Source organism: Photobacterium nomapromontoriensis, assembly GCF_050336815.1.
Taxonomy (GTDB): domain Bacteria; phylum Pseudomonadota; class Gammaproteobacteria; order Enterobacterales; family Vibrionaceae; genus Photobacterium; species Photobacterium nomapromontoriensis.
Genome location: NZ_JAKJSL010000040.1, coordinates 14,484 through 38,507, shown reverse-complemented (window position 1 = coordinate 38,507; position 24,024 = coordinate 14,484). Strand labels below are relative to the sequence as shown.

Genomic DNA, 24,024 nt, shown 5'->3' with positions numbered 1-24,024 from the left:
TAACTATAATAGCGGAACAAATTATTTTTGATTAAAGTACTAACGGCGAGGTAGCTCGCTTTTGTCAGGAAAGTTCATGGAAAACTCTGAAAAGCTAACGAACAGTAAAGAAGTGATTGCCTATATTGCTGAGCGTTTCCCTAAATGTTTCACAGTTGAAGGTGAAGCGAAGCCACTTAAAATTGGTATCTTCCAAGATTTGGCTGAACGCTTAAGCGAAGACGATAAAGTAAGTAAGACTCAGTTGCGTACAGCGTTGCGTCAATACACTTCTTCCTGGCGTTATCTTCACGGTGTGAAAGCCGGTGCAAACCGTGTTGACCTTGATGGCAACGACTGTGGTGTGTTAGAACAAGAACACGTAGATCACGCTAAACAAGCACTTGAAGAAAGCAAGGCTAAAGTTCGTGTTCGTCGTAAAGAACAAGCAGAAGCGAAAGCCGTTGCTGGCAAAGACGGTGAAGCAAAAGCGAAAAAAAATCGCACAAATACCGCTAAACCTAAGAACACTAAGCCAAAAACGACTAAGCTGAATAAAAAGCCTGCAGAAACGACCCGTGCACTAACAGCTGATGAAGTTATTGTTGGTAAAAACGTTAGTGTGAACATGGGCAACGGAAACATGCCGGCGACTATCGTTGAAATTAATAAGGACGATGTGCGAGTTCGCTTATCTAATGGTTTGACCATGGTAGTGAAAGCGGAGCACCTGCGTTCGTAAAGGAGAATGTTCGACGCATGAACTGTCGATTCCGTTTCTCACTGATAGCTGCTGGCATGATGCTAGCAGCTTCAGCGCAAGCCCTAGAGGCTAAATATTCATCAAGTGATCTTCCGCAGTTAATGCCGGAGAAGCAACATGCGACTGCGAGTAAGCGAGTGGCGTCACGTTTTACTCGTTCACATTACAAGCAGTTTTTACTTGATGATGCTTTTTCAGCCAGTGTTTTCGATCGTTATATTGAAATGCTGGACTTCAATAAAAGCTTCCTTACTTCATCCGACATTAAGCAGTTTGAAAAATGGGAAAACCAGCTCGATGATCAGCTCAAACGGGGTGATACATCGGCAGCGTTTGATATTTTTAATACCTCGCTTCAGCGTCGTTATGACCGCTATCAATATGCCCTAAGCCAGCTTGATAAAGAAATTACCTTTGACTCGAATGAGAATATGGTACTGGATCGCTCAAAGCTAGACTGGGCTAAAGATCGTAATGAACTTAATGAAATTTGGCGACAACGTGTTAAATACGATGCGCTTAATCTCAAATTAGCGGGCAAAAATTGGGATGAAATTAAGGAGACGTTGGGTAAGCGTTATAACAACGCTCTCAAACGTCTGACCCAAACGCACAGTGAAGATGTATTTCAGATTTATATGAATGCCTTCGCGCGTGAGGTCGACCCTCATACTAGCTATTTGTCACCACGTAACGCTGAACAGTTCCAGTCTGAAATGAATCTTTCATTAGAGGGCATAGGTGCGGTTTTACAAGTTGTTGATGACTATACAGTTATTCGTTCTCTTGTTGCTGGTGGTCCGGCATCATCGTCGAAAAAGCTGGCCGCAGGAGACCGCATTATTGGTGTGGCTCAAGATGGCAAAGAGATCGTCGATATTATTGGCTGGCGTCTTGATGATGTTGTTCAGCTAATCAAAGGCCCAAAAGGTAGCAAGGTTAAACTTGAGATCTTACCGGAAGGCAGCAACGCTAAAAGTTACGATGTCACTATTGTGCGCGACAAAATTCGTCTTGAAGATCGAGCAGTGAAGTCGGAAGTAAAGACATCACAAGGCAAGAAGATCGGGATCATTGAAATTCCAAGTTTCTATGTTGGTTTATCGGAAGATACCAAAAAGGAATTGGCTAAATTGAATGACCAACAAGTCGATGGCGTGGTGATTGACCTAAGGAATAATGGCGGTGGTGCGCTCACTGAAGCAACAGCACTAACCGGACTATTTATTAACAGCGGTCCGGTTGTGCAGGTGCGTGATAGTTATGGCAGAGTTAAAGTAAATGGCGATTCTGATGATCGGGTTTATTTTGACGGGCCATTGACGGTACTCGTTAATCGCTATAGTGCATCAGCCTCTGAGATTTTTGCCGCTGCGATGCAAGATTATGGTCGTGCCGTGATCTTGGGTGAACAATCATTTGGTAAGGGTACAGTGCAGCAGCACCGTTCACTGAACCATATTTATGATTTGTTCGATAAACCTTTAGGCCATGTGCAGTATACCATCCAGAAATTCTATCGAATTAATGGTGGAAGTACTCAGAACCTTGGTGTGGTTCCCGATCTTTTATTCCCTACCGCGGTAGAACCATCGGAAACCGGTGAAAGTGTTGAAGATAATGCATTACCGTGGGATAGCATAAAAGCGGCGGAATATAAGAAGTTGTATAACTTCTCGACGGTTCTGCCTATGCTGAAAAGTAAGCATGAGTCTCGCATCAAGAGTGATATGGAATTTGGCTTTATCCAAAGTGATATCACTAAGTACAAAGTAGAAAAAGACATCAATACTATTTCTCTGAGTGAGAAACAGCGTATTGCTGAGCAGGATAAAGACGATGCCGATCGTTTAGCGCGTCTCAACCAGCGCCAAAAAACATTAGGTAAGAAACCTTTTGCTACGCTTGATGATGTACCAAAAGATTATGAATCTCCTGATGCATACTTGGATGAAGCAGTAGCTATTACGGTCAATCTGGCAAATGTGCAAAGTTAATGTAATTTGACAGTCTTAAATATCAAAACGGTACCTTCGGGTACCGTTTTTTCGTTTTAAGCGTATATATAGGCTGGGGGATTGTTGTGATAATTTTGAATTCAGCGGCTTGCCTCTATTTCAATATATTCAGTCTCACTTATGAGACGATAAATGAATTACTGTGATACTCATCTAATTTCTCATCAATATTCTAAAATCAAAGCTAGGGTTAAAGGTAGGTAATCAATTCTATCGTAAGGGGAATGCTATGCAGAAATCACTAATGGTAACCATCTTACTTTGCTTTTTGTCTTTTAGTTCTACCTTACGAGCCAATGATCTCACCGAATTTGACTACCCATTGTTACTTGGTGACTGGTATTGGTTCAGTAATACAGATGAAGGTGTACAGAGTGAAGGGGCGAGTTACCGAGCAATGAACATCAAGTTTAAATCTAATTACCGATTTATGATCCGCTTACTCCAAATTGATGGTAGCGTCGAAGAGTGGGATGGGATCTATGACATTGATGAAACAACAGTGACCTTTCTCTCTCATGGCCAACCTGAGCAGTATCATAGTTACATGTTGAGTTATAACCAATTTTTACTTGATGGCGCAAAATTCACTAAACTTGCACCCGAAAATTTACCAGGGAAATGGCGTTCATCGCAGATCTCCGGACAAGATGTAGGGGACTCTGTTTCTGAATTAGCGATCTCACTGCGTCCTGATTTTTTATTCTCTGCAGAAGTATCAGGAAAAAATGGTAAGAAAATTGAGCATCGAGGAATTTATTTCATTGAGGATGATCGTATTGTGTTGATTTATGAAGATGGTCAGCATGATAGCCAGTTTATATTGGGAAGTAATACATTAACCTTATCGAATAAGCAGTTTGGTATGGAAGCCGTAATGCAAAGAGAGTAGTCGCGGTGACCGATTAGCTCTGTGGAATGTTTATGAAAAACAGTCTTTGTAAAGACAGATCTGGATGAAAAAATGAAAAAGTAAAGCGAGAGCCACTAGCTCTCGTTTTACTTATTTCGAAAGGATCGATTAATTCACAATCTTAAATGCGTGGCGCAATTGAGAAAGATATTCTGGATCCCGACAAATACTTTTTCCGGGTTCATCAGATATTTTAGCGACGGGACGTCCTTCACATTCCGTGAGCTTTAGCACAACATTCAGGGTCTTCACATCAGGAAGATCACAGGTTAACTGGGTACCGATGCCAAAACTGGTATTGATACGATGTGCAAAATGTTTGTATATACCCAGTGCTTTATCCAAAGTGAGGCTATCAGAGAAAACCAGATACTTGGTTTTTGGATCGATGCCTAACGACTCATAATGCGCAATGGCTTTTTCGCCCCAAGCAATCGGATCCCCACTATCGTGACGTAGACCAATGAAACGTTTAGAGAGACGGAGATCAAAATCACGTAGAAATGCATCCATATTGATGCAATCGGTCAAAGCGATACCCAGGGAATCCGGATATTCCTGAAGCCAGCGATTTAATGCCAACTGTTGGGAATCCGCCAATTCACCAGCAAGTTGCTGATGTGCCTGGAACCACTCATGTGCTTGCGTACCCACCGGAGTGAGGTTGCGAGTGCGGGCAAGGTGGTAGTTAGACGTTCCTTTAAACTCAGGAACATTGGCCTGAAGGTAATCTACTACTTGGTGATGAACATCCTTAGAAAAACGACGACGAGTACCAAAGTCGACAAGAGCAAAAGCATCTAAGTCAACCCCGTCAGTTTTCGCCTGTTGGTAGAACTGGTTGAGTTTCTGTTTGAGCTGGTTAATCGCATCTTCAACAGAAGCTTGAGGGTAGCAATGCTGGCAGCGAATCTCACAAATAATGGCCAGTAGTGGTACTTCCCAAAGGATAACGTCCAACCACTTACCGGTGATTTTAATTGCAAGCTGATCGCCAGAGATATCTATTTCAACCTGTTCGCTTTTTAGCTGAAAATCGCGTAAATACTCAAGAAAATCCTCTTTGAAGAAACTAAGCGTTGAAAGGTAGCTTAATTCTTCGTCAGTAAACGACAGGCCAGCAAGACGATTGATATGGTCTTGAATTTCATGGCTATAAGGACGGAGGTCTTCTTGGCTCCGGCAATGAAATTCCGCAACCGCCTCAGTACTTGGGTATTGATGAAAAATGGCTTGCTGCATATGTAGCTTATATGCATCAGTGTCAAGCAGGGAATCGATGATCCCAATGTGTCCAGAATGATTCATAGCTAATTTGGTTGTCTTATGCAATCCGTGGATTTTACCTCATTTTGAGCCTGCGTTGTCTCAAAATGTTTCAGATAGTTGAATTTTTTAGGCCGTGTACCTTACGCTGAAAAGCGTTGAACAACAAGCTTATGGAGCAACTATCGTGATTTTTGGTGCGTTTGTGTAATCATGATGTAAATTAGTTGGCTCTACTGTTTAATCATTATTAAATGATTATTATTACCAGTTAAACCAAGTATAGTAAAGAAGCTGTGCTGTCATTTTAATTTAGAGTAACAGAGTAATTCGAAGGATTTAGGCGGAGATTGACCGAATACTCACCAGTTAGAAGTGCAACTGATATGCATATTATCAAATTTGGGGGGATACCCTTGTCTGTCTTTCATAAAGGCAGTTTAATGGGATTAACTCTTGTCATACCTCTTGGCATTCAGCAACAAAGATAAGGAATGAACATGACCGAACAATCAACGACGACTCAGCCAACGGCAAAGTACCGTGCTGACTACCAGTCACCAGATTTTACCATAACCGATATTTCTCTGACCTTTGACTTGCATGACACGGCAACCAAGGTTGTAGCCGTGAGTACCGTCAAGCGTTTGTCTGACGACGCATCATCGTTGGTGCTAGACGGTGATGATCTGAAACTGGTACGCATTGAAATCAACGGCGAGTCGTGGAAAGAGTATGAAGAAGGCGAAGGGTCGCTGATAATCAATAATCTGCCCACTGAGTTTGAGCTGCTTATTGAGACTGATATTAACCCAGAAGCTAACACGTTACTTGAAGGTTTGTATAAGTCAGGCGGTGCATTCTGTACCCAATGTGAAGCAGAGGGTTTCCGTCGGATCACCTATTATCAGGATCGTCCAGATGTTTTGGCTCGCTTCACCACGAAAGTCATTGCGGATAAATCGCAATATCCTTACTTGATGAGTAACGGCAATCGTATTAATAGTGGTGAGTTAGAGAATGGCCGTCATTGGGTTCAGTGGCAAGACCCATTCCCGAAACCAAGTTATTTATTTGCCTTGGTCGCCGGTGATTTCGATGTGTTGCGCGATACTTATACCACCATGCGCGGGCGTGATGTTGCGCTGGAAATTTTTGTTGATAAAGGCAACCTAGACCGTGCTGAATATGCGATGACCTCACTGATCAATTCCATGAAATGGGATGAGGAGCGCTTTGGTCTTGAGTACGATCTTGATATTTATATGATCGTAGCGGTCGATTTTTTCAATATGGGGGCAATGGAAAATAAAGGTTTAAATGTCTTTAACTCCAAGTTTGTTCTTGCTAATCCAAAGACGGCGACCGATACCGATTATCAAGGTATTGAAGCGGTTATTGGCCATGAATATTTCCACAACTGGACAGGTAACCGAGTAACGTGCCGTGACTGGTTCCAGCTGAGCCTGAAAGAAGGGTTGACTGTATTTCGTGATCAAGAGTTTTCATCAGATCTTGGTTCTCGTCCGGTGAATCGTATCAATAACGTACGTATTATGCGTGGCCCGCAGTTTTCTGAAGATCGAGGCCCGATGTCTCATCCAATTCGCCCTGAAAAAGTGATAGAGATGAACAACTTCTATACCTTGACTGTCTATGAGAAGGGCAGTGAAGTGATTCGTATGATGCATACCTTACTGGGAGAGCGAAACTTCCAAGCGGGAATGAAACTTTACTTTGAGCGTCATGATGGTACCGCAGCGACATGTGATGATTTTGTCGCAGCAATGGAAGATGCATCTGGCGTTGATTTGGGGTTATTCCGTCGTTGGTATAGCCAGTCAGGGACGCCAGTTGTACAAGTAGCGTCTGAATATCTGGCAGAACAAAAGCGTTACCGCGTCACTGTGAAGCAGCATACGCCTGCTACACCTGGCCAAGAAGACAAACTGCCACTGCATATTCCATTCGACATTGAACTGTATAACAAGCAGGGTGATGTTTTACCGTTACAGTGTGACGGTAAACCCGTTCATCATGTTTTGAATATTACTGACGCAGAGCAAGTGTTTGAGTTTGAAAATATTGATGAGCAGCCAGTCATGTCAATGCTGCGTGAATTCTCGGCTCCCGTGATTCTGGAATACGATTATTCAGATGCTGATCTGACATTCTTGATGGTTCATGCACGCAATGAGTTTGCGCGATGGGATGCAGGACAAATTCTTCTGGCGAAATACATTAAACAAAATGTGGTATGTATTCAGCAGGGTGCAGCATTTTCATTACCGTCTGAAGTCATTGACGCATTCCGCGGTGTACTGCTCGATGAAATGCTGGATCCGGCCTTCATTGCTGAGATGCTGACATTGCCGAATGAAAATGAAATAGCAGGTTGGTACAAAACGGTTGATGTTGATTCCATTCACCATGTTGTGAGTGAACTTGAAAAAGTATTTGCCACCGAGATGGAAGATGAGTTTAGCGCTATCTACCATTCATTGACGCAAGTTGCGTACAGTGTGGAACATACTGCGATGGCTAAGCGTGCACTTCGCAACACATGTCTGGCTTATCTTGCTCATACCCGTCAGGGTAACGAGCTAGTAGGTAAGCAATACGGCGAGTCAGATAATATGACTGACACTATGGCTGCCATGGCTGTGGCCAATGATGCTGAACTGGCATGTCGAGCAGAGCAGATGCGTGATTTCAGTGAGAAGTGGACGCATGATGGATTGGTTATGGACAAGTGGTTTATTTTACAGGGGAAAAATCCAGCAGATAATGCTCTGGAAAATGTCCGAGAGACCATGAAGCATGCCGCATTCGATCTGAAAAACCCTAATCGTACCCGGAGCTTGGTTGCCAGTTTCTGTGCCAATAACCCTGTTCGTTTTCATGCGATTGATGGGTCGGGTTATCAGTTCTTGACTGAAATCCTGACGGTATTGAATACCAGTAACCCACAAGTTGCTTCACGCTTAATTGAACCGTTCCTGAAATACCGTCAATACGATGAGCACCGTCAAGGTTTGATGCGTGCACAATTGGAGTCGTTGTCTCAGTTGGATAATTTAGCGAAAGATCTGTTTGAAAAAGTACAGAAAGCCCTTGAGCTCTAAAGCGTTGTGATTAAATCTGTAGGGGTGGGTGAGAGGCTGCCCCTATTGATTTTATAGTGGAATTAAGCCGTTAGATGAAATCATATACATTTTCAATTTATATTAGCTATCAACATTTTCTGAATCATTATTCTGGTGCCGCAAGTACCGTACTTGTTGAAACGGATAGCGGCCTTAAGCTGCAGTTTCCGGCAACACGACTTCGTCCTTTTCTCTCCCAAATGGGAATTAAAGGACGGTTTCGGGTGCTTGTTAGCCAGGAAAATCGATTTCATGCGATAGAAAGAGTTAGTTGAGGTAATCAATGACAGTGCTCCATTATTGGGTGTTCTATCAGTTAAATTATTACTGCAGTCACAGAACCGATTTTTCCTGTTAAATTACAGTGTTAAAGTAACCATTTCGCAACAAAACCACCTACAATAGCAGACATGGTCTAATGGCCTAGCCATGTGAATTAACTGTTCATATGAGAGTTTTATAAAAAATCTATACTTGATTGATTATATATAACGACGGAGCACTGCTATGACCTCATCTGATCCTATCGTGCCAGTATTACTAGAAAAAGTGTATGACTTGATCTTGAATAAGATTGAGCGATCTCAGCAGTCTTTAGTCGAAGTGTTTGCGCAACGGTTATTAGGGCAACTGGCCGAGGATGACCTGCTACATCGTAATGAATCCGATCTTTATGGTGCTGTGCTGAGTTTGTGGCATCACCTTATGCAGAATCAACCGGAGCAAATATCAGTACGTGTCTATAACCCGACGCTCAGTCGCTATGGTTGGCAGTCAACGCATACCGTTGTTGAAATTGTTACCCCTGATCGGCCTTTTTTAGTTGATTCGGTACGCATGACATTGACTCGCTTGGGGATCACTAGTCACTTGATGCTTAACGGCCCTTATTTCTTCAAACGTAATAAAGAAGGGAGCATTACTGAGGCATGTGGAAAAGAGGGCGATTTGCAGACCTTATTTCATATTGAGGTTGACCGATTAAATGATAAGCAAGAGCTGACTACATTAAAAAAAGAACTTGAACGAGTGCTTGAAGATATTGATTTAGTGGTAAATGATTGGCTACCCATGCAGGAAAAACTGAAAGGAATTGTCGAACAACTTAAAGAGACTGTCTTACCCGTTAATAATGAGAAGCGTGAAGAAGCGGTTGCATTCCTAGATTGGCTGACTCACCATAATTTTACGTTTATGGGTTATCACCGGTTTGATCTGGTCGCGATAGAGGGGGATTATGAGCTCCGCCCTTGTACTGAATCTGGGCTTGGTATTTTTAGTAAGCCTAATATTGTCAAAACGCTTCGCCTGTCACAACTGCCTGAATCTGCTCGATTTGAAGCCCGTAAGCCGGAATTACTGATTTTAACCAAGAGTAACGGGAAGTCGAAGATCCATCGCCCAGCCTATACCGACTATATTGGCATAAAGTGTTTTGATAAAGCGGGTAATGTTATCGGGGAACATCGTTTTACGGGTCTTTATGCCTCGACGGCTTATCACCAGTCAACCATGAACATCCCATTACTCAGTAATAAGGTGACTCGGATTTTGGCACAGAGTGGTTATCCGGTGGGATCTCATTCCTGGAAAGCTCTGAATAATCTACTCGAAACCTATCCACGCGATGAATTGATCCAAGCGAGTGAGAAAGAAATGCTGGGGGTGGGGTGTGGTGTTGTCAGGATGCAAGATCGGGATTTGCTGCGATTGTTTGTACGTCGTGATCCCTTTGGACGTTTTTTTTCTTGCATGGTGTATGTAACCAAAGAAAGGTACAACACTGAGCTTCGACGCAAGAGCCAAATTGTGCTTCAAGAATATTTTGGCTCTGAACAAGAAGTGGAATTTACAACATTCTTCTCGGAGAGCTCACTGGCAAGAACGCATTACATTGTACGAGTGATAAATAATAACTTCGATGTTGATGTAAAAGCCGTAGAGCATAATTTAGTTGAGGCGGCATCGTCGTGGGAAGATCGTTTAAGCGGATCATTAATCGCTAACTTCGGTGAAAGCCAAGGCACACTGCGAGCAAAAAATTATGCCAGCGCTTTTCCGCGATCATATAAAGAACAGATGTTGCCGGGATCGGCAGTTGCAGATATAGAGCAATTAGAAAGTCTGAGTGAAGGTAATAAGCTAGGTATGCTGTTTTACCGGCCGCAAGAAGAGTCGAATGATTCACGGTTTGTAAAACTGAAGCTATTTCACCGTGATGAACCCATCCATTTGTCTGATGTCATGCCAATGTTGGAAAATCTCGGCTTGCGGGTGATTGGTGAATCACCTTATGAAGTGATCACCGCAAGTGGTACCGTTTATTGGATCCTTGACTTTGCCATGCTGCATAATGCCTGTACAGGGATCGATCTCAGTGAAGCGAGAGATCGTTTTCAAGAAGCTTTTTCTGCTATTTGGCATGGTGAGCTTGAGAGTGACGGATTTAACCGTTTGGTCTTATGCGCGGGTCTAACGGGTCGAGAAATTACGATATTACGTAGTTATGCCCGTTATATGCGGCAAGTTGGCTTCCCGTTCAGCCAGCACTACATTGAAGAAACCTTATCAAGTCACAGTAAGTTAGCGTGTGATCTAGTGACATTATTCCGTTTACGTTTTGATCCAGTAAACACATTTAACGAAAAAGAAGAGCAAGCGTTTATCGCGAAGCTAAATGAAAAATTGGATCATGTTGAAAGCTTAGATGATGATAGGATCATTCGTCGGTATATGGATATGATCCTTGCCACTCAACGTACTAATTACTATCAAGTTGAAAATGGGCTACCTAAGCCTTGGTTATCGCTGAAGTTACGTCCTTCCGACATCCCTGATATACCAGCCCCTGTCCCTTTTTTTGAGATATTTGTTTATGCTCCAGATATCGAGGGGGTGCATCTGCGTGGAGGTAAAGTGGCGCGAGGCGGTCTTCGTTGGTCAGATCGACAAGAAGATTTCCGTACCGAGATCCTTGGTCTGGTAAAAGCACAGCAGGTGAAGAACACCGTGATAGTGCCAGTGGGAGCAAAGGGCGGGTTTGTTTGTCGACGCCAGCCACAGTTATCAACGCGTGAGGCAATTCTGGCAGAAGGACAGCGCTGTTATAAGCGGTTTATTCGTGCTTTGTTGGATGTGACAGACAATGTTATGGATGGCGAACTGGTTCCTCCCGCCAATGTGGTACGTCATGATGAAAATGACCCCTATTTGGTGGTTGCCGCAGATAAAGGAACGGCGACATTTTCGGATTTAGCCAATTCAGTCTCAGAAGATTATCAATTCTGGCTCGGAGATGCGTTTGCATCTGGAGGATCAAATGGTTACGACCATAAGCAAATGGGGATTACTGCAAAAGGTGGCTGGGAGTCAGTCAAAAGGCATTTTCGCGAGCTGGGAATAAACTGTCAGAAAACCGATTTTACCTGTGCAGGTATTGGTGATATGGCGGGTGATGTCTTTGGGAATGGTATGTTGTTGTCTAAGCATATCCGGCTGGTGGCTGCCTTTAATCATCTGCATATTTTCTTGGATCCCGATCCGGATTCAGCACGCAGTTGGCAAGAGCGAGATCGCCTGTTCAAGCTGCCACGATCTAGCTGGGAAGATTATGATCCTTCATTGATCTCAGAGGGTGGCGGGGTATTCTCACGTCGTAGTAAGTCGATCAAATTAACGCCTCAGATCCAGAAGCTGCTGGGTACCCGAAAACAAAGCTTGCCGCCGAATGACATTATTCGATTAATTTTGCAGATGGAGGTCGATCTGCTGTGGAATGGGGGTATTGGTACATATGTGAAATCGCAGACAGAGACGCATACTGACGTGGGTGATCGTGCTAATGATGCCTTACGTGTTAATGGTTGTGAACTGCATGCAAAGGTTGTCGGAGAAGGTGGTAATTTAGGCTTAACCCAGTTAGGTCGCGTAGAATTTGCCAAGAAAGGCGGCTTGGTTAATACCGACTATATCGATAATGTTGGTGGTGTCGATTGCTCAGATAATGAAGTGAATATAAAGATTTTGCTTAATAGCTTAGTCACGAACGGCGATCTTACTTACAAACAGCGTAATGAACTATTAGATCGCATGGAGGAGGAAGTTGGTGAGATTGTACTTGATGATGCGTACTGTCAGAGCGAGTCGATATCTGTCACTCAACAGCAGCAAGTACAACTGCTGAAAGAGCAAATTCGCTTTATTCACCATTTAGAAAAAGAAGGTAAGCTGGATCGTGGTTTGGAGTACCTGCCTGATGACGATACGTTAGCCGAGCGAGAAAAGTCAGGTCAGGGATTAACTCGCCCAGAGCTTGCTGTATTGGTAGCATACGGAAAGATGGTATTAAAAGAAGAACTGGTGACCGAGGAGATTGCCAATGATCCTTATCATGCCCGTTTGTTGTCAGCGTATTTCCCTCAAGAATTACAAGAGCATTACCGGAGCCATATGGATCAGCATCCACTGCGTAAAGAGCTGATCGCAACGTCATTGGCTAATCAGATGTCGAATGAAATGGGCTGCAATTTTGTCACTCGTCTTCAAGAAGAAACAGGATCCTCAGTGGCTGAGATTTCATCGGCCTATGCGGTAGCGAGAGAAGTTTTTTGTTTTGAATGGATTTTCGATCAAGTGAGGGCGCTCGATAATGTGATCGTAACAGAAGTGCAATATGAGCTTCTTTATCGTTGCCGTCGCATGCTTCGTCGTGCAACACGCTGGATTCTGCGAAATAGAGATCGGAAGCTGGGTATTGAGCAGATGATCACTTTCTATCAGCCAATAGTACAGAGATTAAGAACGAACCTTCCCCGTTACCTTGTAACAGAAGAGGTACAAGAGCATGAGGAGCAGGCTGCTGTCATGGTCAAACAGGGGGTGCCTGAAGAGTTAGCCTATAATATTGCGTGTTTAAGCAGTTTATATTCGGCGATGGATATTGCTCAAATAGCAAAAGAGTTGGATAAAGATATCGACTTTATTGCTCAGGTATATTTTGTGATCGGGGCTGATCTGTCATTACACTGGTTCTTAAAACAAGTACATAATCAGCCTGTTGAAAACCATTGGCAGGCATTAGCACGGGCATCTTTTCGAGAAGATCTCGATTGGCAGCAACGTCAGTTAACGTTGGCGGTGATCACCAGTGGTCCTGAAGGTGTAGCTGCTGAACAGCTTATTGAAAATTGGATGGAAGAGCATCAAAGTGCAATCCATCGCTGGAACACGGTACTGGCTGAATTCAAAGTGGGTACAACTCATGAGTTTGCCAAGTTTTCGGTAGCATTGCGAGAATTGGTGTTACTTAACTTAAACTGCCGTCCTGCTAAATAAACTCGTCAGAGATATCTAAAAAAGTAAGCGAATTAGCTATAGGCCGCTGAGTTTACGCTTGGTGGCTTTTTTGAGACTTTTCACTATCGAGTTAATCGTTTGCGTTTCCCATGACAAATTACATGTATGGTTATGTTGCATAAGGTCGTAGTTTGCCACTTATTAGCCATTTTGATGAATAAACGTAAAAATACTATTTGTATTGATCAAAGAAAGTGTGAATAATACCCACCCGTTTATACGGGGCTTTTTTTAGGAGGTACAATGATTTACCGCCTCGCTCGATCCGCTATTTTCCAGCTTGATGCAGAAAAAGCGCATGATCTAGCTATTCAGAACTTTTCTCGCTTTACTGGTACTCCTCTTGATCTTTTTTATCGTCAACATGTCGCTGATCGTCCTGTTGAAGTGATGGGTCTCACCTTCAAAAATCCTGTTGGATTGGCTGCTGGCCTTGATAAAAACGGCGAATGTATAGAAGCATTCGGCGCAATGGGTTTTGGCTTTGTGGAAGTAGGAACAGTTACGCCTCGTCCGCAATCTGGTAACGATAAACCACGCCTTTTCCGCGTTATTCCTGCTGAAGGTATTATCAATCGTTTTGGGTTTAATAACCTAGGCGTTGATAATTTGGTGGAGAACGTTAAGAAAGCGAAATATGACGGAATTATCGGTATTAATATCGGTAAAAATAAAGACACACCGATAGAAAAGGGTGCTGAAGACTATTTGATCTGCATGGAGAAGGTCTATCAGCATGCTGGTTATATTGCTGTCAATATTTCATCGCCTAACACACCTGGACTTCGAACTTTACAGTACGGTGAAATGCTTGATGATCTGTTAGCACAATTGAAAGTGAAGCAGAAAGAGTTAGCAGAGAAACACGGGAAATATATCCCGCTCGCACTGAAGATCGCACCAGATCTGGAAGATCATGAAATTAAGCAAATCGCAGAATCATTGATCAAGAACGAGATCGATGGCGTGATCGCAACCAATACGACATTAGATCGAGCATTGGTTAAGAATATGCCTCATTGTGATGAAGCGGGTGGTCTCAGTGGCCGTCCATTACAGAATCGCAGTACTGAAGTCATCCGTTTACTTGCAGCAGAGCTAAATGGCGCACTACCGATAATTGGAGTGGGTGGTATCGATTCAGCGATTTCTGCACGTGAGAAGATGATGGCTGGTGCCAGTTTGGTACAGGTTTATTCGGGCTTCATTTACCATGGGCCTAAACTAGTTAAAGATATTGTTGATAATCTTTAAAGTTACAATGTCATGTTAACCGATGTTACATGATGCACCATTACTGATAGAGTTGTAGTGGTATCAGTGATAGTAACCATTGAAAATCAAAGTACTTATTGGATTGATCCGGTAGGTACTTTTTTTTATTTAAGGTGTATGACAAAAGCGATTTTTCTCAAAAGTTGTCAAATTTACAGTACTTGTCATCAAGATCATGCCATTTATTTCCTCTTTTTATTTACAGAGTACAAAGTAAAATTCTTCTAAAGTTTTGTTTCACGCATTGGATAAGTAGAAAACAAACGGAATTTTGGAGCGTTAACATGTTGAAACCTAATAATTCATGGGAGTGGTATTACGACCAACAAAATGATGCTCTGATGCTTGATTTGGGCGATGAGATGGTTTTCCGTGTGGCGATTCCAACCAAGCACCTTGTTCCTTGTGCTTTTACTAAAACTGATTTTACCGTTGACGATGCGACGGTGTATCAAACTTATCTTGAGAGCCTTTCTGGGCTTGCTCTCTCTGCGCCGCGTAAAGCAGAGCTTGCCTTAAATGCTGTGACGGCCAGTCGATTCCATAAACCCATGATGCCAAAAAGCTGGTTTTTTTTAGAGAAAAGGGCAGGCTGTAATCCGGAAAGTGGCGATATTGTGACGTTGCAGACGGAATTAGGCCAGGCCAATTATCTTATTATTGAAAACAGCGGCTGTGCCAGCCTGTGTATGATGGCTGATGTTGAACCATTAGCTCTGACCTCAACCAAAGACATGCAGTTCTGTGACATCATCAAGGTGATGAACGATCGCATGGAAGTGTTTGAGCAGCCTCAGGAGATGACAATCAGTTTTGCTCTTGTTGGTTAGGCACTCGCACCCTAGCCATCTCGCATCCTCTTCATTTTGTGCCCCTCATTGTATTCCCTCAAGCACCGTTCAATATTAGGTATAGCGGTAGAGGATCGCGCTCGTGGTACTCTCTTTTCCGCTAAATTGATATTGAAGTGGATGAGCTGAATATGCTCTGAATCCGGTATCTTAAACTAAATTCAGTGATGACAATTAGTACCGAGATGGTGTTTATGACACATCTTAAGCTAAGTGTCATGTTATGGATACGCTCATCATCAGCCCCAAATACCTATCTTATTCATTGCATAGATATACGAAAGTCTAATTTATTTTATCGTATTTTAATCAGCTCTAAGGCTACAGGCTTATTTCGTGATTAAAAAGTGATCTACGCCAGTGATCTAACTCTAAAATTCTTATCAATATTGTCTATTTTCCTTTCCTCTTTTGCCGCTTTATTCTCGCATAAAAACCGATTTCTAGCCTGTAACATGGCAATAAGTACTCTAATATTTCCTCAATTTCCATATTTGTGTAATTTAATTTCATGGTGATAACAAATGGAACGCTTAACGATGGTCACTATTTCCTATTGGGAAACTTAAGGGGCTAGTATATGCAGGTTGTACGCTAGGATTGGTGGGTACTTGCCAATACGCTCAGTCAATGGTCATGTTTTCTGAGCAAATCATTGTTGATTCTGTTTTTAACGTGTTGATAATTAATGATTAATTAAATTGTTTCTATTGGGAAACGATGATTTTTCACTATTTTTATCGGCTTGATATATGATTTTTATCGGTTTAGACGGAGGGGAATAAAAGACTGTCCACAGTCGTAAACAGTGCCCATATTGTGCTGTTGCTGTTTTTTTAGCTAAATGACGGCTTAACTTCTTTTTAGCGCAAGGTATTTACGGTGTTTTCAGTTATAATTCACCGCAACATAAGTGCGAAAAGAACTCCATGAATCAATATTTAGCTATCACTTCACGAGGCCTTGAAAACCTCCTTGCAGAAGAATTAGAGCAATTGGGTGCCCAGAGCATTCAGGTTGTACATGCTGGCGTCCGTTTTAAAGCGGAACAGGCCACCGCATATCGTTGCTGTCTTTGGACTCGTATCTCGTCACGTATCATTCAAGTATTGAGTGAATTTACTGTTCGTGATGATATGGATTTGTACCTAGGTGCCGCCGCCATCAACTGGACCAATTATTTTGGCAGTGATACGCGCATCATCGTTGATTTCAATGGTACAAACCGTGAGATCCGCAATAGCCAATACGGTGCGATGAAAGTAAAAGATGCCATTGTCGATCGCTTCACTAAAGCTGATCTTCGTCGTCCAAACATTGACCGTGAACGCCCTGAACTTCGCATTCATATGCGTCTGTCTGGCGAAAAAGGTATTCTTGGTTTGGATATGGCGGGCAGTGGTTTGCACCAGCGCGGTTATCGTAGTGAAGCGGGTAAGGCACCGCTACGCGAAACACATGCCGCTGCATTGGTGATGAAATCCGGTTGGACACCAGAGAAACCATTATTAGACCCAATGTGTGGTTCGGGTACCTTAGTGATTGAAGCGGCAATGATGGCTGCTCAGATCGCTCCTGGCCTAAAGCGTAAACGTTGGGGTTTTGAGTCAATCAAAGATTTCGATAAAGAAGGCTGGCTTGAAATACACGCAGAAGCAACAGTAAAAGCGCGTCGTGGTGTAGCAAACGTGACAACCAAATTCTTTGGTCGCGAGATGGATCGTCGTGTTTTGACTATCGCTCGTGATAATGCGGGTCGAGCAGGTGTTAAGAGCCTGATTGATTTTGAATATGGTGATGCGACACAGCTAACATGCCCTGAGGGATTCACTAACGGTATTATCCTGTGTAACCCTCCATATGGTGAGCGTCTAGGTACAACGCCAGAGCTTATCTCGCTATACACTGAATTCGGTAATCGATTGAAGTTGGCATTTGCTGGCTCTACTGCCGCGATTTACTCATCATCCAATGAGTTACTGAGCTGTCTTCGCATGCGTGCTGACAAGCAGTTCAAGCTAAGTAACGGTGCGCTTGATTGTGTGCTGAAAACTTACTTAATTACTGCGGGTGCGGTGAAGCATACCGAAGGTGAGCAAGAAGGTACGCTCGAAGAGACACAAGTCGCGCCTGATTTTGCCAACCGTTTGAAAAAGAACATTGCGAAGCTCAGTAAGTGGGCAAAGAAAGAGGGTATAAATTGCTACCGTCTGTATGATGCTGATTTGCCTAACTATAATGCGGCCATCGATAAGTACAATGACTTTTTGATTATCCAAGAGTACGCAGCGCCGAAGACGGTTCCGGAAGAGATTGCTCGTCGTCGTATTATGGATATCTTGCGCGCTACTATTCAGGTGACAGGTGTTGATAACAACAAAGTTATCCTGAAGGTGCGTGAGCGTCAGAAAGGTAAGAGTCAATATCAGAAGCTTTCTAGTGCCGAGCGCCATCTGATTGTGAATGAGTACGGCGTTGACTTGAAAGTTAACCTGTATGATTACCTCGATACAGGCCTGTTCTTGGATCACCGCATCACTCGCCGTAAATTAGGCTTGATGGCGGAAGGCAAGGATTTCCTAAACCTGTTTGCTTATACGGGTTCTGCGACCTGTCACGCTGCTTGTGGTGGTGCAAAATCAACCACGACGGTTGATATGTCGAATACTTACCTGCGCTGGGCTCAGGAAAACATGGAGCTCAATAACCATGTGGGTCCTCAGCACCAGTTTGTTCAAGCTGATTGCTTGCAGTGGCTGCAAGAAGTGGATGATACGTTTGATCTGATCTTTATCGATCCGCCAACGTTCTCTAACTCTAAACGTATGAACCAAAGTTTCGACGTACAGCGTGATCACATCATGTTGTTAGAGAACCTAAAGCGTATGCTGCGTCCTAATGGCCAGATTGTCTTCTCGAATAATAAGCGTCACTTCAAAATGGACTTCGCGAAGCTGGAAGAGTTGGGTTTACATGCGAAGAACATTTCAGACAAAACCTTGCCAATGGACTTTGCGCGTAATAAGCAGATCCATAACTGCTGGATCATTACCCACAAGGAATAATAGGTGCTAATCACGCTTTATAGCACAGAGGGATGTCACCTATGCGAGCAGGCTTACAGCCTGCTCGTTCAAGCCGGCGTAAAAGAGCACGTTCAGGTAATAGACATTTCCTTTGATGACGTGCTCTTTTCTCGTTACGGCGTCACAATTCCGGTTGTTGCCACACAACCTGTAATATTAACGACTTCAGAAATGCGCTCTGTGAGTTCAGATGCGGGTTTTGATAAGTCTACACACTCAATTTCAGAACTTGGTTGGCCGTTTGATCGTGTCGACCTTGCAGCATGGTTAAAAAAGAATGGCTTTAATTAATATTAGTAACGCGCAACTTGCGTATGGTGATCACGCTTTGCTTGATAAAGCAGAGTTCGTTCTTCAGCCCAATGAACGTGTTTGTTTAGTGGGCCGTAATGGTGCGGGTAAATCCACGTTCATGAAAGTGGTTACTGGTGATGTACTGCTTGATGACGGTAGCATTCAGCGTCAGACAGAACTGAAAATCTCTCGTTTGGAACAAGATCCACCGCGTAACGCTGAAGGCAATGTGTTTGATTATGTTGCTGAAGGGTTAGCTGAAGTCGGCCAGGTGCTGAAAGAGTATCATCACTTATTGGATTTGATTACGGTTGATCCAAGTGAATCAAATCTAAATAAATTAATGAAAGCGCAAGAAAAAATTGACCATGCCAATGCGTGGCAGTTTGATAATCAAATCACCACGGTGCTAGAAAGCTTGAACCTTGCTCCGCAGACATTGCTTAGCGACTTATCTGGTGGCTGGCAACGTAAAGCCGCACTGGCTCGAGCATTGGTCTGTAATCCTGATATTTTGCTGCTCGATGAGCCCACCAACCACCTAGACGTTGCAACGATCGAATGGCTGGAAGGTTTTCTGAAGAGTTTCCGTGGTTCAATTATCTTTATCTCTCACGACCGTGCCTTCATTCGTTCGATGGCGACACGTATTCTGGATTTAGATCGCGGTAAACTGGTTTCTTTCCCGGGTGACTACGAACTATATCTCGAAACCAAAGAAGAGATGCTGCGTGTAGAAGCAGAACAAAATGCTGAATTTGACAAGAAGCTTGCGCAAGAAGAAGCGTGGATCCGTCAAGGCGTTAAGGCTCGTCGTACCCGTAATGAAGGGCGAGTGCGGGCGCTAAAAGCGTTACGTGCTGAGCGTAGTGAGCGCCGTGAAGTGATGGGTAAAGCCGATATGAAGCTTCATGACGGTAGCCGCTCTGGTAAGATTGTTTTTGAAGCGGAGAACATCTCATACAGCTATGGTGATGCACAGATCATCAAAGATTTCAGCTTTACGGTGATGCGTGGCGATCGTATCGCACTTATCGGGCCGAATGGTTGTGGTAAGAGTACCTTACTAAAAGTGATGCTAGAACAATTGACTCCAACATCGGGTAAGTTCCACTGTGGTACTAAGATTGATGCCGCATATTTTGACCAGTACCGTGAAATTTTAGACCCAGAAAAAACCGTCATTGATAACCTCGCTGATGGTAAGCAAGAAGTCACCATTAATGGTGTGACACGTCATGCATTGGGTTATTTACAAGACTTCTTATTCCACCCACGTCGTGCACGTACACCTGTCAAAGCGCTTTCTGGTGGTGAGAAGAACCGACTGTTATTGGCTAAGCTGTTCCTAAAACCAAATAATTTATTAATTCTTGATGAACCAACCAACGATCTTGATATCGAAACATTGGAACTTTTAGAAGAAATACTTGCCAATTATCAGGGCACATTGCTTTTGGTCAGTCACGATCGTCAGTTTGTTGATAATACTGTGATGACAAGCTGGATTTTTGAAGGTAATGGGGTTATCGAAGAATACGTAGGCGGTTATCATGATGCTCAAGAGCAACGAGCTAACTCTCTAACAAATATTGCGAAAAAGCAGGCTGTTGAATTTGAGCAGGCCAAGAAAAAGCAAGAAAATAATAAGTCGCGAGAGACGACCCGTTCTACGCCTAAAAAGAAGCTTTCTTATTCGCTTCAAAGAGAGCTAGATGGTCTACCGCTTAAAATTGAAGAACTGGAAAACGAAATTGCTCAATTGCAGGAGCAAATTAATGATCCTGCCTTTTTCCAAGACGTGAAAAATGACACGGACGTGACACTTAGCCGTTTGGCTGAAGTAGAAGCCGAGTTTGAATTGGCATTTGAGCGTTGGGAAGAGCTTGAGGCAATGCAAAAGGAATCTTAATGCAACATAAGACATTAAAGTTATCAACGCTGGCGATGCTTATCGCCAGCGCAACGGGTGCCAATGCGGCGGTTTATAAAGTTGTAGAAGTTACGGGTGACACCTCTGTAGCCAGCCAGAACTATTATGATTTAAACGCTTCTGATACGGTTGAGTTCTATGGACAGGGTATTTCGGCATCATCTGGTGCAGATAACTGTTTTGATGGCGCTTGCAGTGCGGATAATTATACCGTTTTTGGTGAGAGTCGTTTGGGCTCTGATGGCATTCCTTATCGCGATGTAGTGCCATATATCAGCGATAACCGTCAAGAAATCAATGATGAAGATCGCTTGTTTTTCTACTGCGAGCGTAATATAGGTCCGAATACCTGTGATAACTGGGCTCGAACCCAGTATTACGGTAAAGGCTATAACTCGCATGATATTATTGACCGAACCGGTTTTGGTGGCTTAGTTCGAGAGCAAGAGGCGTGGACAAAGAATTATTACGCCAATGCTACGGCGATGCTCGGTACGGGGAGTTTTTCTCCTGTCGAAACCTTTGCCAGCAAAGCAACGGGCTATGATGCTGCGATTGTTCCGATGCTTGGTTCAATTGTAGATAATGATGGTGTGCATTCATCAACCAATACAGTGATCAACAGCGTAGGCAGTAATTTTGCTCTGGGTATTGCGAGCGGAGCCTATTTTGAAAAAGATGGCCGTTTTGCGCGTCAGTTTAACAAACGCGGTTTCGTTAACTACGGTGATCCTGTAACGCCAAGCCAGACAGTTCGACTTGACCCATTTCAGGCGGATCCATTAGTTAAAAATGCCGGTCAGTCACTAGCGTTTGATGCTGTTGAGTATCCTGCGGGTTCATTACTTGTTGTTGGCAGTGCCTCTTTTGGCCTGAGTAACATGAATGATGACAATAAAGTGCCGGATAATAACGCGACCAATGATCCGACATTTAATGATAGTGAATTTAATAACTGTGCAAAATTGGGTGGAGATTTAGATAAGTTTTATGCTACCAAAGAGTGCCAGTTAACTGTATTTGCTAACGATGCAGTATTCTGGTCGGTGGACGGTACAACGGGCGATGTCACGTCGAAGCTATTGTCAGATCGTGTGGCCAGTAATGGCGCATATGCGACGCTTGATCCTGATGATGATGGCGATCGTAGTTATCAAGCCGGTGCTCGTGCGGTGTCGCTGGTGGGTGATGCTGATAGCAAAAAACCAGTTGTCGTGGGTTTTACTACCGACTCTGTGTATAAAACCTCGATCGACAAAAACAACGAAGATTATTATGCGATTCGTGCCGCCGTGTGGGAGTTAAAGCCTAATACGACGGATGTTGCTGAGAAAGCGTGGAAACGCACCATTATTCCTGGCATGCCAATGCGTGACAGTGATAACGAGCAGATTCTGCATTACAGCATGGCAACGGATATCAACAATAACGATATCGTGATCGGTGTAGCGAAAAACAGTAAGTCGACCGATCGTTCGTATGCAGAGCGTATGTTTGTGTACAACAACAAAACCAAACCTACCTCTCCGACGTTTTTAGATAGTAGCGTATCGCCTATCTTCTTCACCGGTGCCAATGGTTATGCGGCGGCGATTAACAACCATGACCAAATCGTGGGTAAGGTTGATGCTGAAACGGTTAATCAGGTTGATGGCCGTTTCCGTCGCCAGCGTGCATTTACCTATGCAATGGGGGATCTACCTGGTTCTGCAGCATTGAAGAAAGGGGATGTTTACTTACTCGATGATTTGACCAATGGTGGTGCCGACTCTGCAACGGCAAACCAGTATCGTATTTTTGAAGCGACAGGCATTAATGACGCAGGTGTTATTTCAGCCACGGCGTTCAAATGTGAAGGTGGCTACGATAATCTAACCAATGAATCGCTCTGTAAAGATGGAGAGGCCAATTCAGAACGTACAGTTGCTGTTAAGTTGATCCCAATTGCTGCTAGCGAGAATCCGACAGTTGAAGTGCGTCCTGCAGCTGAAACCGTTATTAAACGCAATGGTGCCTCATTGGGTATGTTAAGTTTAGTGGTATTGGGCTGGTTGGGTTTCCGTCGCAGGAAGTAAAATTTCTGCAAAATGTGTTCGTTATTTAATCAGGCTCACAAATTGTGAGCCTGATTTGTTTCTGGGGTTGATCAAAATGCCTGTTTGACCAATTCTTAATAGTGGAGTCACAAAAACTCCATCATTATGCAATCGTAATGAATGAAACATGAATAACTGAATAAGGATGAGGATCGTACTATGAAGAGACAAAAGCGGGATCGTTTGGAACGCGCACAATCTCAAGGCTATAAAGCTGGTATCAATGGTCGTTCCAGTGAAGAATGTCCACATCAATCAACGGACGCCCGTACTAATTGGCTAGGCGGATGGCGAGAAGCAAGAGAAGACCTCAATTCTGGCCTGTTCAAATAAACCACATTCCCTTCATATCACCCTTATTGAGCCCCTATTAGGAACAGGGGCTCTTTCTCTTAATGTTGGCACCTATTGATGGCTTTGATGCGTTACGTTGTCGCGTATTAGATTAAGACAGATAACAAAAAGGCCGCCTAGGGCGACCTTTATTTGTAGCGCTTGAGATGAGCAGGGGATTAGAATGCTGATGTATCTTTGAAAAGACCGACTTTTAGATCTTTAGCCACATAGATTTCTTTACCGTCAACAAGGACACGGCCGTCAGCAACGCCCATGATAAGTTTACGGTTAATCACTCGCTTAAGCTGAATGTCATACGTTACTTTTTTTGCATCCGGTAGGATTTGGCCAGTAAATTTAACTTCACCTACACCCAGAGCACGGCCTTTACCTTCACCGCCAGCCCAGCCGAGGAAGAATCCCACTAGCTGCCACATTGCATCAAGGCCAAGGCAACCCGGCATGACAGGGTCACCTTTAAAGTGACAGTCAAAGAACCAAAGGTCTGGGTTAATATCCAGTTCAGCATGGATGAAGCCTTTACCGTGCTCACCACCTTCATCAGTGATAGTAACGATACGATCAATCATCAACATGTTGTCAGATGGTAAGGAAGGAAAAGCAGGACCGTAAAGTTCGCCTTTACCACATGCAACGAGTTCGTCATAACTAAAAGATTGCTGGCGTTTCATCAGACTGTAAAGCTCCTTGAA

At 43.5% G+C, this 24,024-nt stretch carries 15 protein-coding genes; 13 read left to right on the top strand and 2 right to left on the bottom strand.

The genetic code is table 11. From position 1 onward, the window contains the following. Positions 1 to 76 precede the first annotated feature (76 nt). The 3 genes from proQ to L4D12_RS17240 all read left to right on the top strand — a co-directional run bounded on the left by proQ (position 77) and on the right by L4D12_RS17240 (position 3,652). Positions 77 to 721 (top strand): RNA chaperone ProQ, encoded by a 645-nt coding sequence (gene proQ / locus L4D12_RS17250; protein WP_428449071.1) that lies wholly within the window; start codon positions 77 to 79, stop codon positions 719 to 721. Positions 722 to 738: 17 nt separating this feature from the next. Further along, entirely contained in the window at positions 739 to 2,739 is a 2,001-nt protein-coding gene (gene prc / locus L4D12_RS17245) for a carboxy terminal-processing peptidase (RefSeq protein WP_428449070.1), read from the top strand. Between the two features lie 250 nt (positions 2,740 to 2,989). Beyond that, complete coding sequence (locus tag L4D12_RS17240; RefSeq protein ID WP_428449069.1) at positions 2,990 to 3,652, top strand: lipocalin family protein; 663 nt, start codon at positions 2,990 to 2,992, stop codon at positions 3,650 to 3,652. 129 nt (positions 3,653 to 3,781) lie between these two features. Here L4D12_RS17240 and pncB read toward each other — a convergent pair whose 3' ends face one another. Beyond that, entirely contained in the window at positions 3,782 to 4,981 is a 1,200-nt protein-coding gene (gene pncB / locus L4D12_RS17235; RefSeq protein WP_428449068.1) for a nicotinate phosphoribosyltransferase, read from the bottom strand. 458 nt (positions 4,982 to 5,439) lie between these two features. Here pncB and pepN point away from each other — a divergent pair, with 458 nt between their 5' ends. The 10 genes from pepN to rmf all read left to right on the top strand — a co-directional run bounded on the left by pepN (position 5,440) and on the right by rmf (position 23,308). Beyond that, on the top strand, positions 5,440 to 8,064 hold the full coding sequence (gene pepN / locus L4D12_RS17230; RefSeq protein WP_428449067.1) for an aminopeptidase N: 2,625 nt from the start codon (positions 5,440 to 5,442) through the stop codon (positions 8,062 to 8,064). Between the two features lie 74 nt (positions 8,065 to 8,138). Next, entirely contained in the window at positions 8,139 to 8,360 is a 222-nt protein-coding gene (locus tag L4D12_RS17225) for a DUF2835 domain-containing protein (RefSeq protein ID WP_428449066.1), read from the top strand. A gap of 232 nt (positions 8,361 to 8,592) precedes the next feature. Next, a complete protein-coding gene (locus L4D12_RS17220; protein ID WP_428449065.1) occupies positions 8,593 to 13,419 on the top strand; it encodes an NAD-glutamate dehydrogenase in 4,827 nt (1,608 codons plus the stop codon). A gap of 264 nt (positions 13,420 to 13,683) precedes the next feature. Next, entirely contained in the window at positions 13,684 to 14,694 is a 1,011-nt protein-coding gene (gene pyrD / locus L4D12_RS17215) for a quinone-dependent dihydroorotate dehydrogenase (protein ID WP_428449064.1), read from the top strand. A gap of 305 nt (positions 14,695 to 14,999) precedes the next feature. Beyond that, a complete protein-coding gene (locus L4D12_RS17210; protein WP_428449063.1) occupies positions 15,000 to 15,545 on the top strand; it encodes a cell division protein ZapC in 546 nt (181 codons plus the stop codon). Between the two features lie 950 nt (positions 15,546 to 16,495). Beyond that, the gene (rlmKL, locus tag L4D12_RS17205; protein ID WP_428449062.1) at positions 16,496 to 18,631 is read left to right on the top strand and encodes a bifunctional 23S rRNA (guanine(2069)-N(7))-methyltransferase RlmK/23S rRNA (guanine(2445)-N(2))-methyltransferase RlmL; all 2,136 of its coding nucleotides are present in this window, start codon (positions 16,496 to 16,498) and stop codon (positions 18,629 to 18,631) included. Between the two features lie 3 nt (positions 18,632 to 18,634). Continuing rightward, entirely contained in the window at positions 18,635 to 18,943 is a 309-nt protein-coding gene (locus L4D12_RS17200; RefSeq protein ID WP_428449061.1) for a glutaredoxin family protein, read from the top strand. After that, complete coding sequence (locus tag L4D12_RS17195; RefSeq protein ID WP_428449060.1) at positions 18,930 to 20,858, top strand: ABC transporter ATP-binding protein; 1,929 nt, start codon at positions 18,930 to 18,932, stop codon at positions 20,856 to 20,858. The genes L4D12_RS17200 and L4D12_RS17195 overlap by 14 nt, the downstream gene beginning before the upstream one ends. Next, complete coding sequence (locus L4D12_RS17190) at positions 20,858 to 22,954, top strand: DUF3466 family protein (protein WP_428449059.1); 2,097 nt, start codon at positions 20,858 to 20,860, stop codon at positions 22,952 to 22,954. Before L4D12_RS17195 ends, L4D12_RS17190 begins: the two co-directional genes overlap by 1 nt. 180 nt (positions 22,955 to 23,134) lie before the next feature. Beyond that, positions 23,135 to 23,308, top strand: a complete 174-nt coding sequence (rmf, locus tag L4D12_RS17185) for a ribosome modulation factor (RefSeq protein WP_428449058.1) — start codon at positions 23,135 to 23,137, stop codon at positions 23,306 to 23,308. A 179-nt stretch (positions 23,309 to 23,487) separates the two neighbouring features. Here rmf and fabA read toward each other — a convergent pair whose 3' ends face one another. Next, positions 23,488 to 24,003, bottom strand: a complete 516-nt coding sequence (gene fabA / locus L4D12_RS17180; protein ID WP_428449057.1) for a bifunctional 3-hydroxydecanoyl-ACP dehydratase/trans-2-decenoyl-ACP isomerase — start codon at positions 24,001 to 24,003, stop codon at positions 23,488 to 23,490. Between the last annotated feature and the right edge of the window lie 21 nt (positions 24,004 to 24,024).

Excerpts from the sequence above, each read along its gene's own strand:
- proQ (WP_428449071.1), top strand. The coding sequence starts at position 77 with ATGGAAAACTCTGAAAAGCTAACGAACAGTAAAGAAGTGATTGCCTAT.
- prc (WP_428449070.1), top strand. The coding sequence starts at position 739 with ATGAACTGTCGATTCCGTTTCTCACTGATAGCTGCTGGCATGATGCTA.
- L4D12_RS17240 (WP_428449069.1), top strand. The coding sequence starts at position 2,990 with ATGCAGAAATCACTAATGGTAACCATCTTACTTTGCTTTTTGTCTTTT.
- pncB (WP_428449068.1), bottom strand. The coding sequence starts at position 4,981 with ATGAATCATTCTGGACACATTGGGATCATCGATTCCCTGCTTGACACT.
- pepN (WP_428449067.1), top strand. The coding sequence starts at position 5,440 with ATGACCGAACAATCAACGACGACTCAGCCAACGGCAAAGTACCGTGCT.
- L4D12_RS17225 (WP_428449066.1), top strand. The coding sequence starts at position 8,139 with ATGAAATCATATACATTTTCAATTTATATTAGCTATCAACATTTTCTG.
- L4D12_RS17220 (WP_428449065.1), top strand. The coding sequence starts at position 8,593 with ATGACCTCATCTGATCCTATCGTGCCAGTATTACTAGAAAAAGTGTAT.
- pyrD (WP_428449064.1), top strand. The coding sequence starts at position 13,684 with ATGATTTACCGCCTCGCTCGATCCGCTATTTTCCAGCTTGATGCAGAA.
- L4D12_RS17210 (WP_428449063.1), top strand. The coding sequence starts at position 15,000 with ATGTTGAAACCTAATAATTCATGGGAGTGGTATTACGACCAACAAAAT.
- rlmKL (WP_428449062.1), top strand. The coding sequence starts at position 16,496 with ATGAATCAATATTTAGCTATCACTTCACGAGGCCTTGAAAACCTCCTT.
- L4D12_RS17195 (WP_428449060.1), top strand. The coding sequence starts at position 18,930 with ATGGCTTTAATTAATATTAGTAACGCGCAACTTGCGTATGGTGATCAC.
- L4D12_RS17190 (WP_428449059.1), top strand. The coding sequence starts at position 20,858 with ATGCAACATAAGACATTAAAGTTATCAACGCTGGCGATGCTTATCGCC.
- rmf (WP_428449058.1), top strand. The coding sequence starts at position 23,135 with ATGAAGAGACAAAAGCGGGATCGTTTGGAACGCGCACAATCTCAAGGC.
- fabA (WP_428449057.1), bottom strand. The coding sequence starts at position 24,003 with ATGAAACGCCAGCAATCTTTTAGTTATGACGAACTCGTTGCATGTGGT.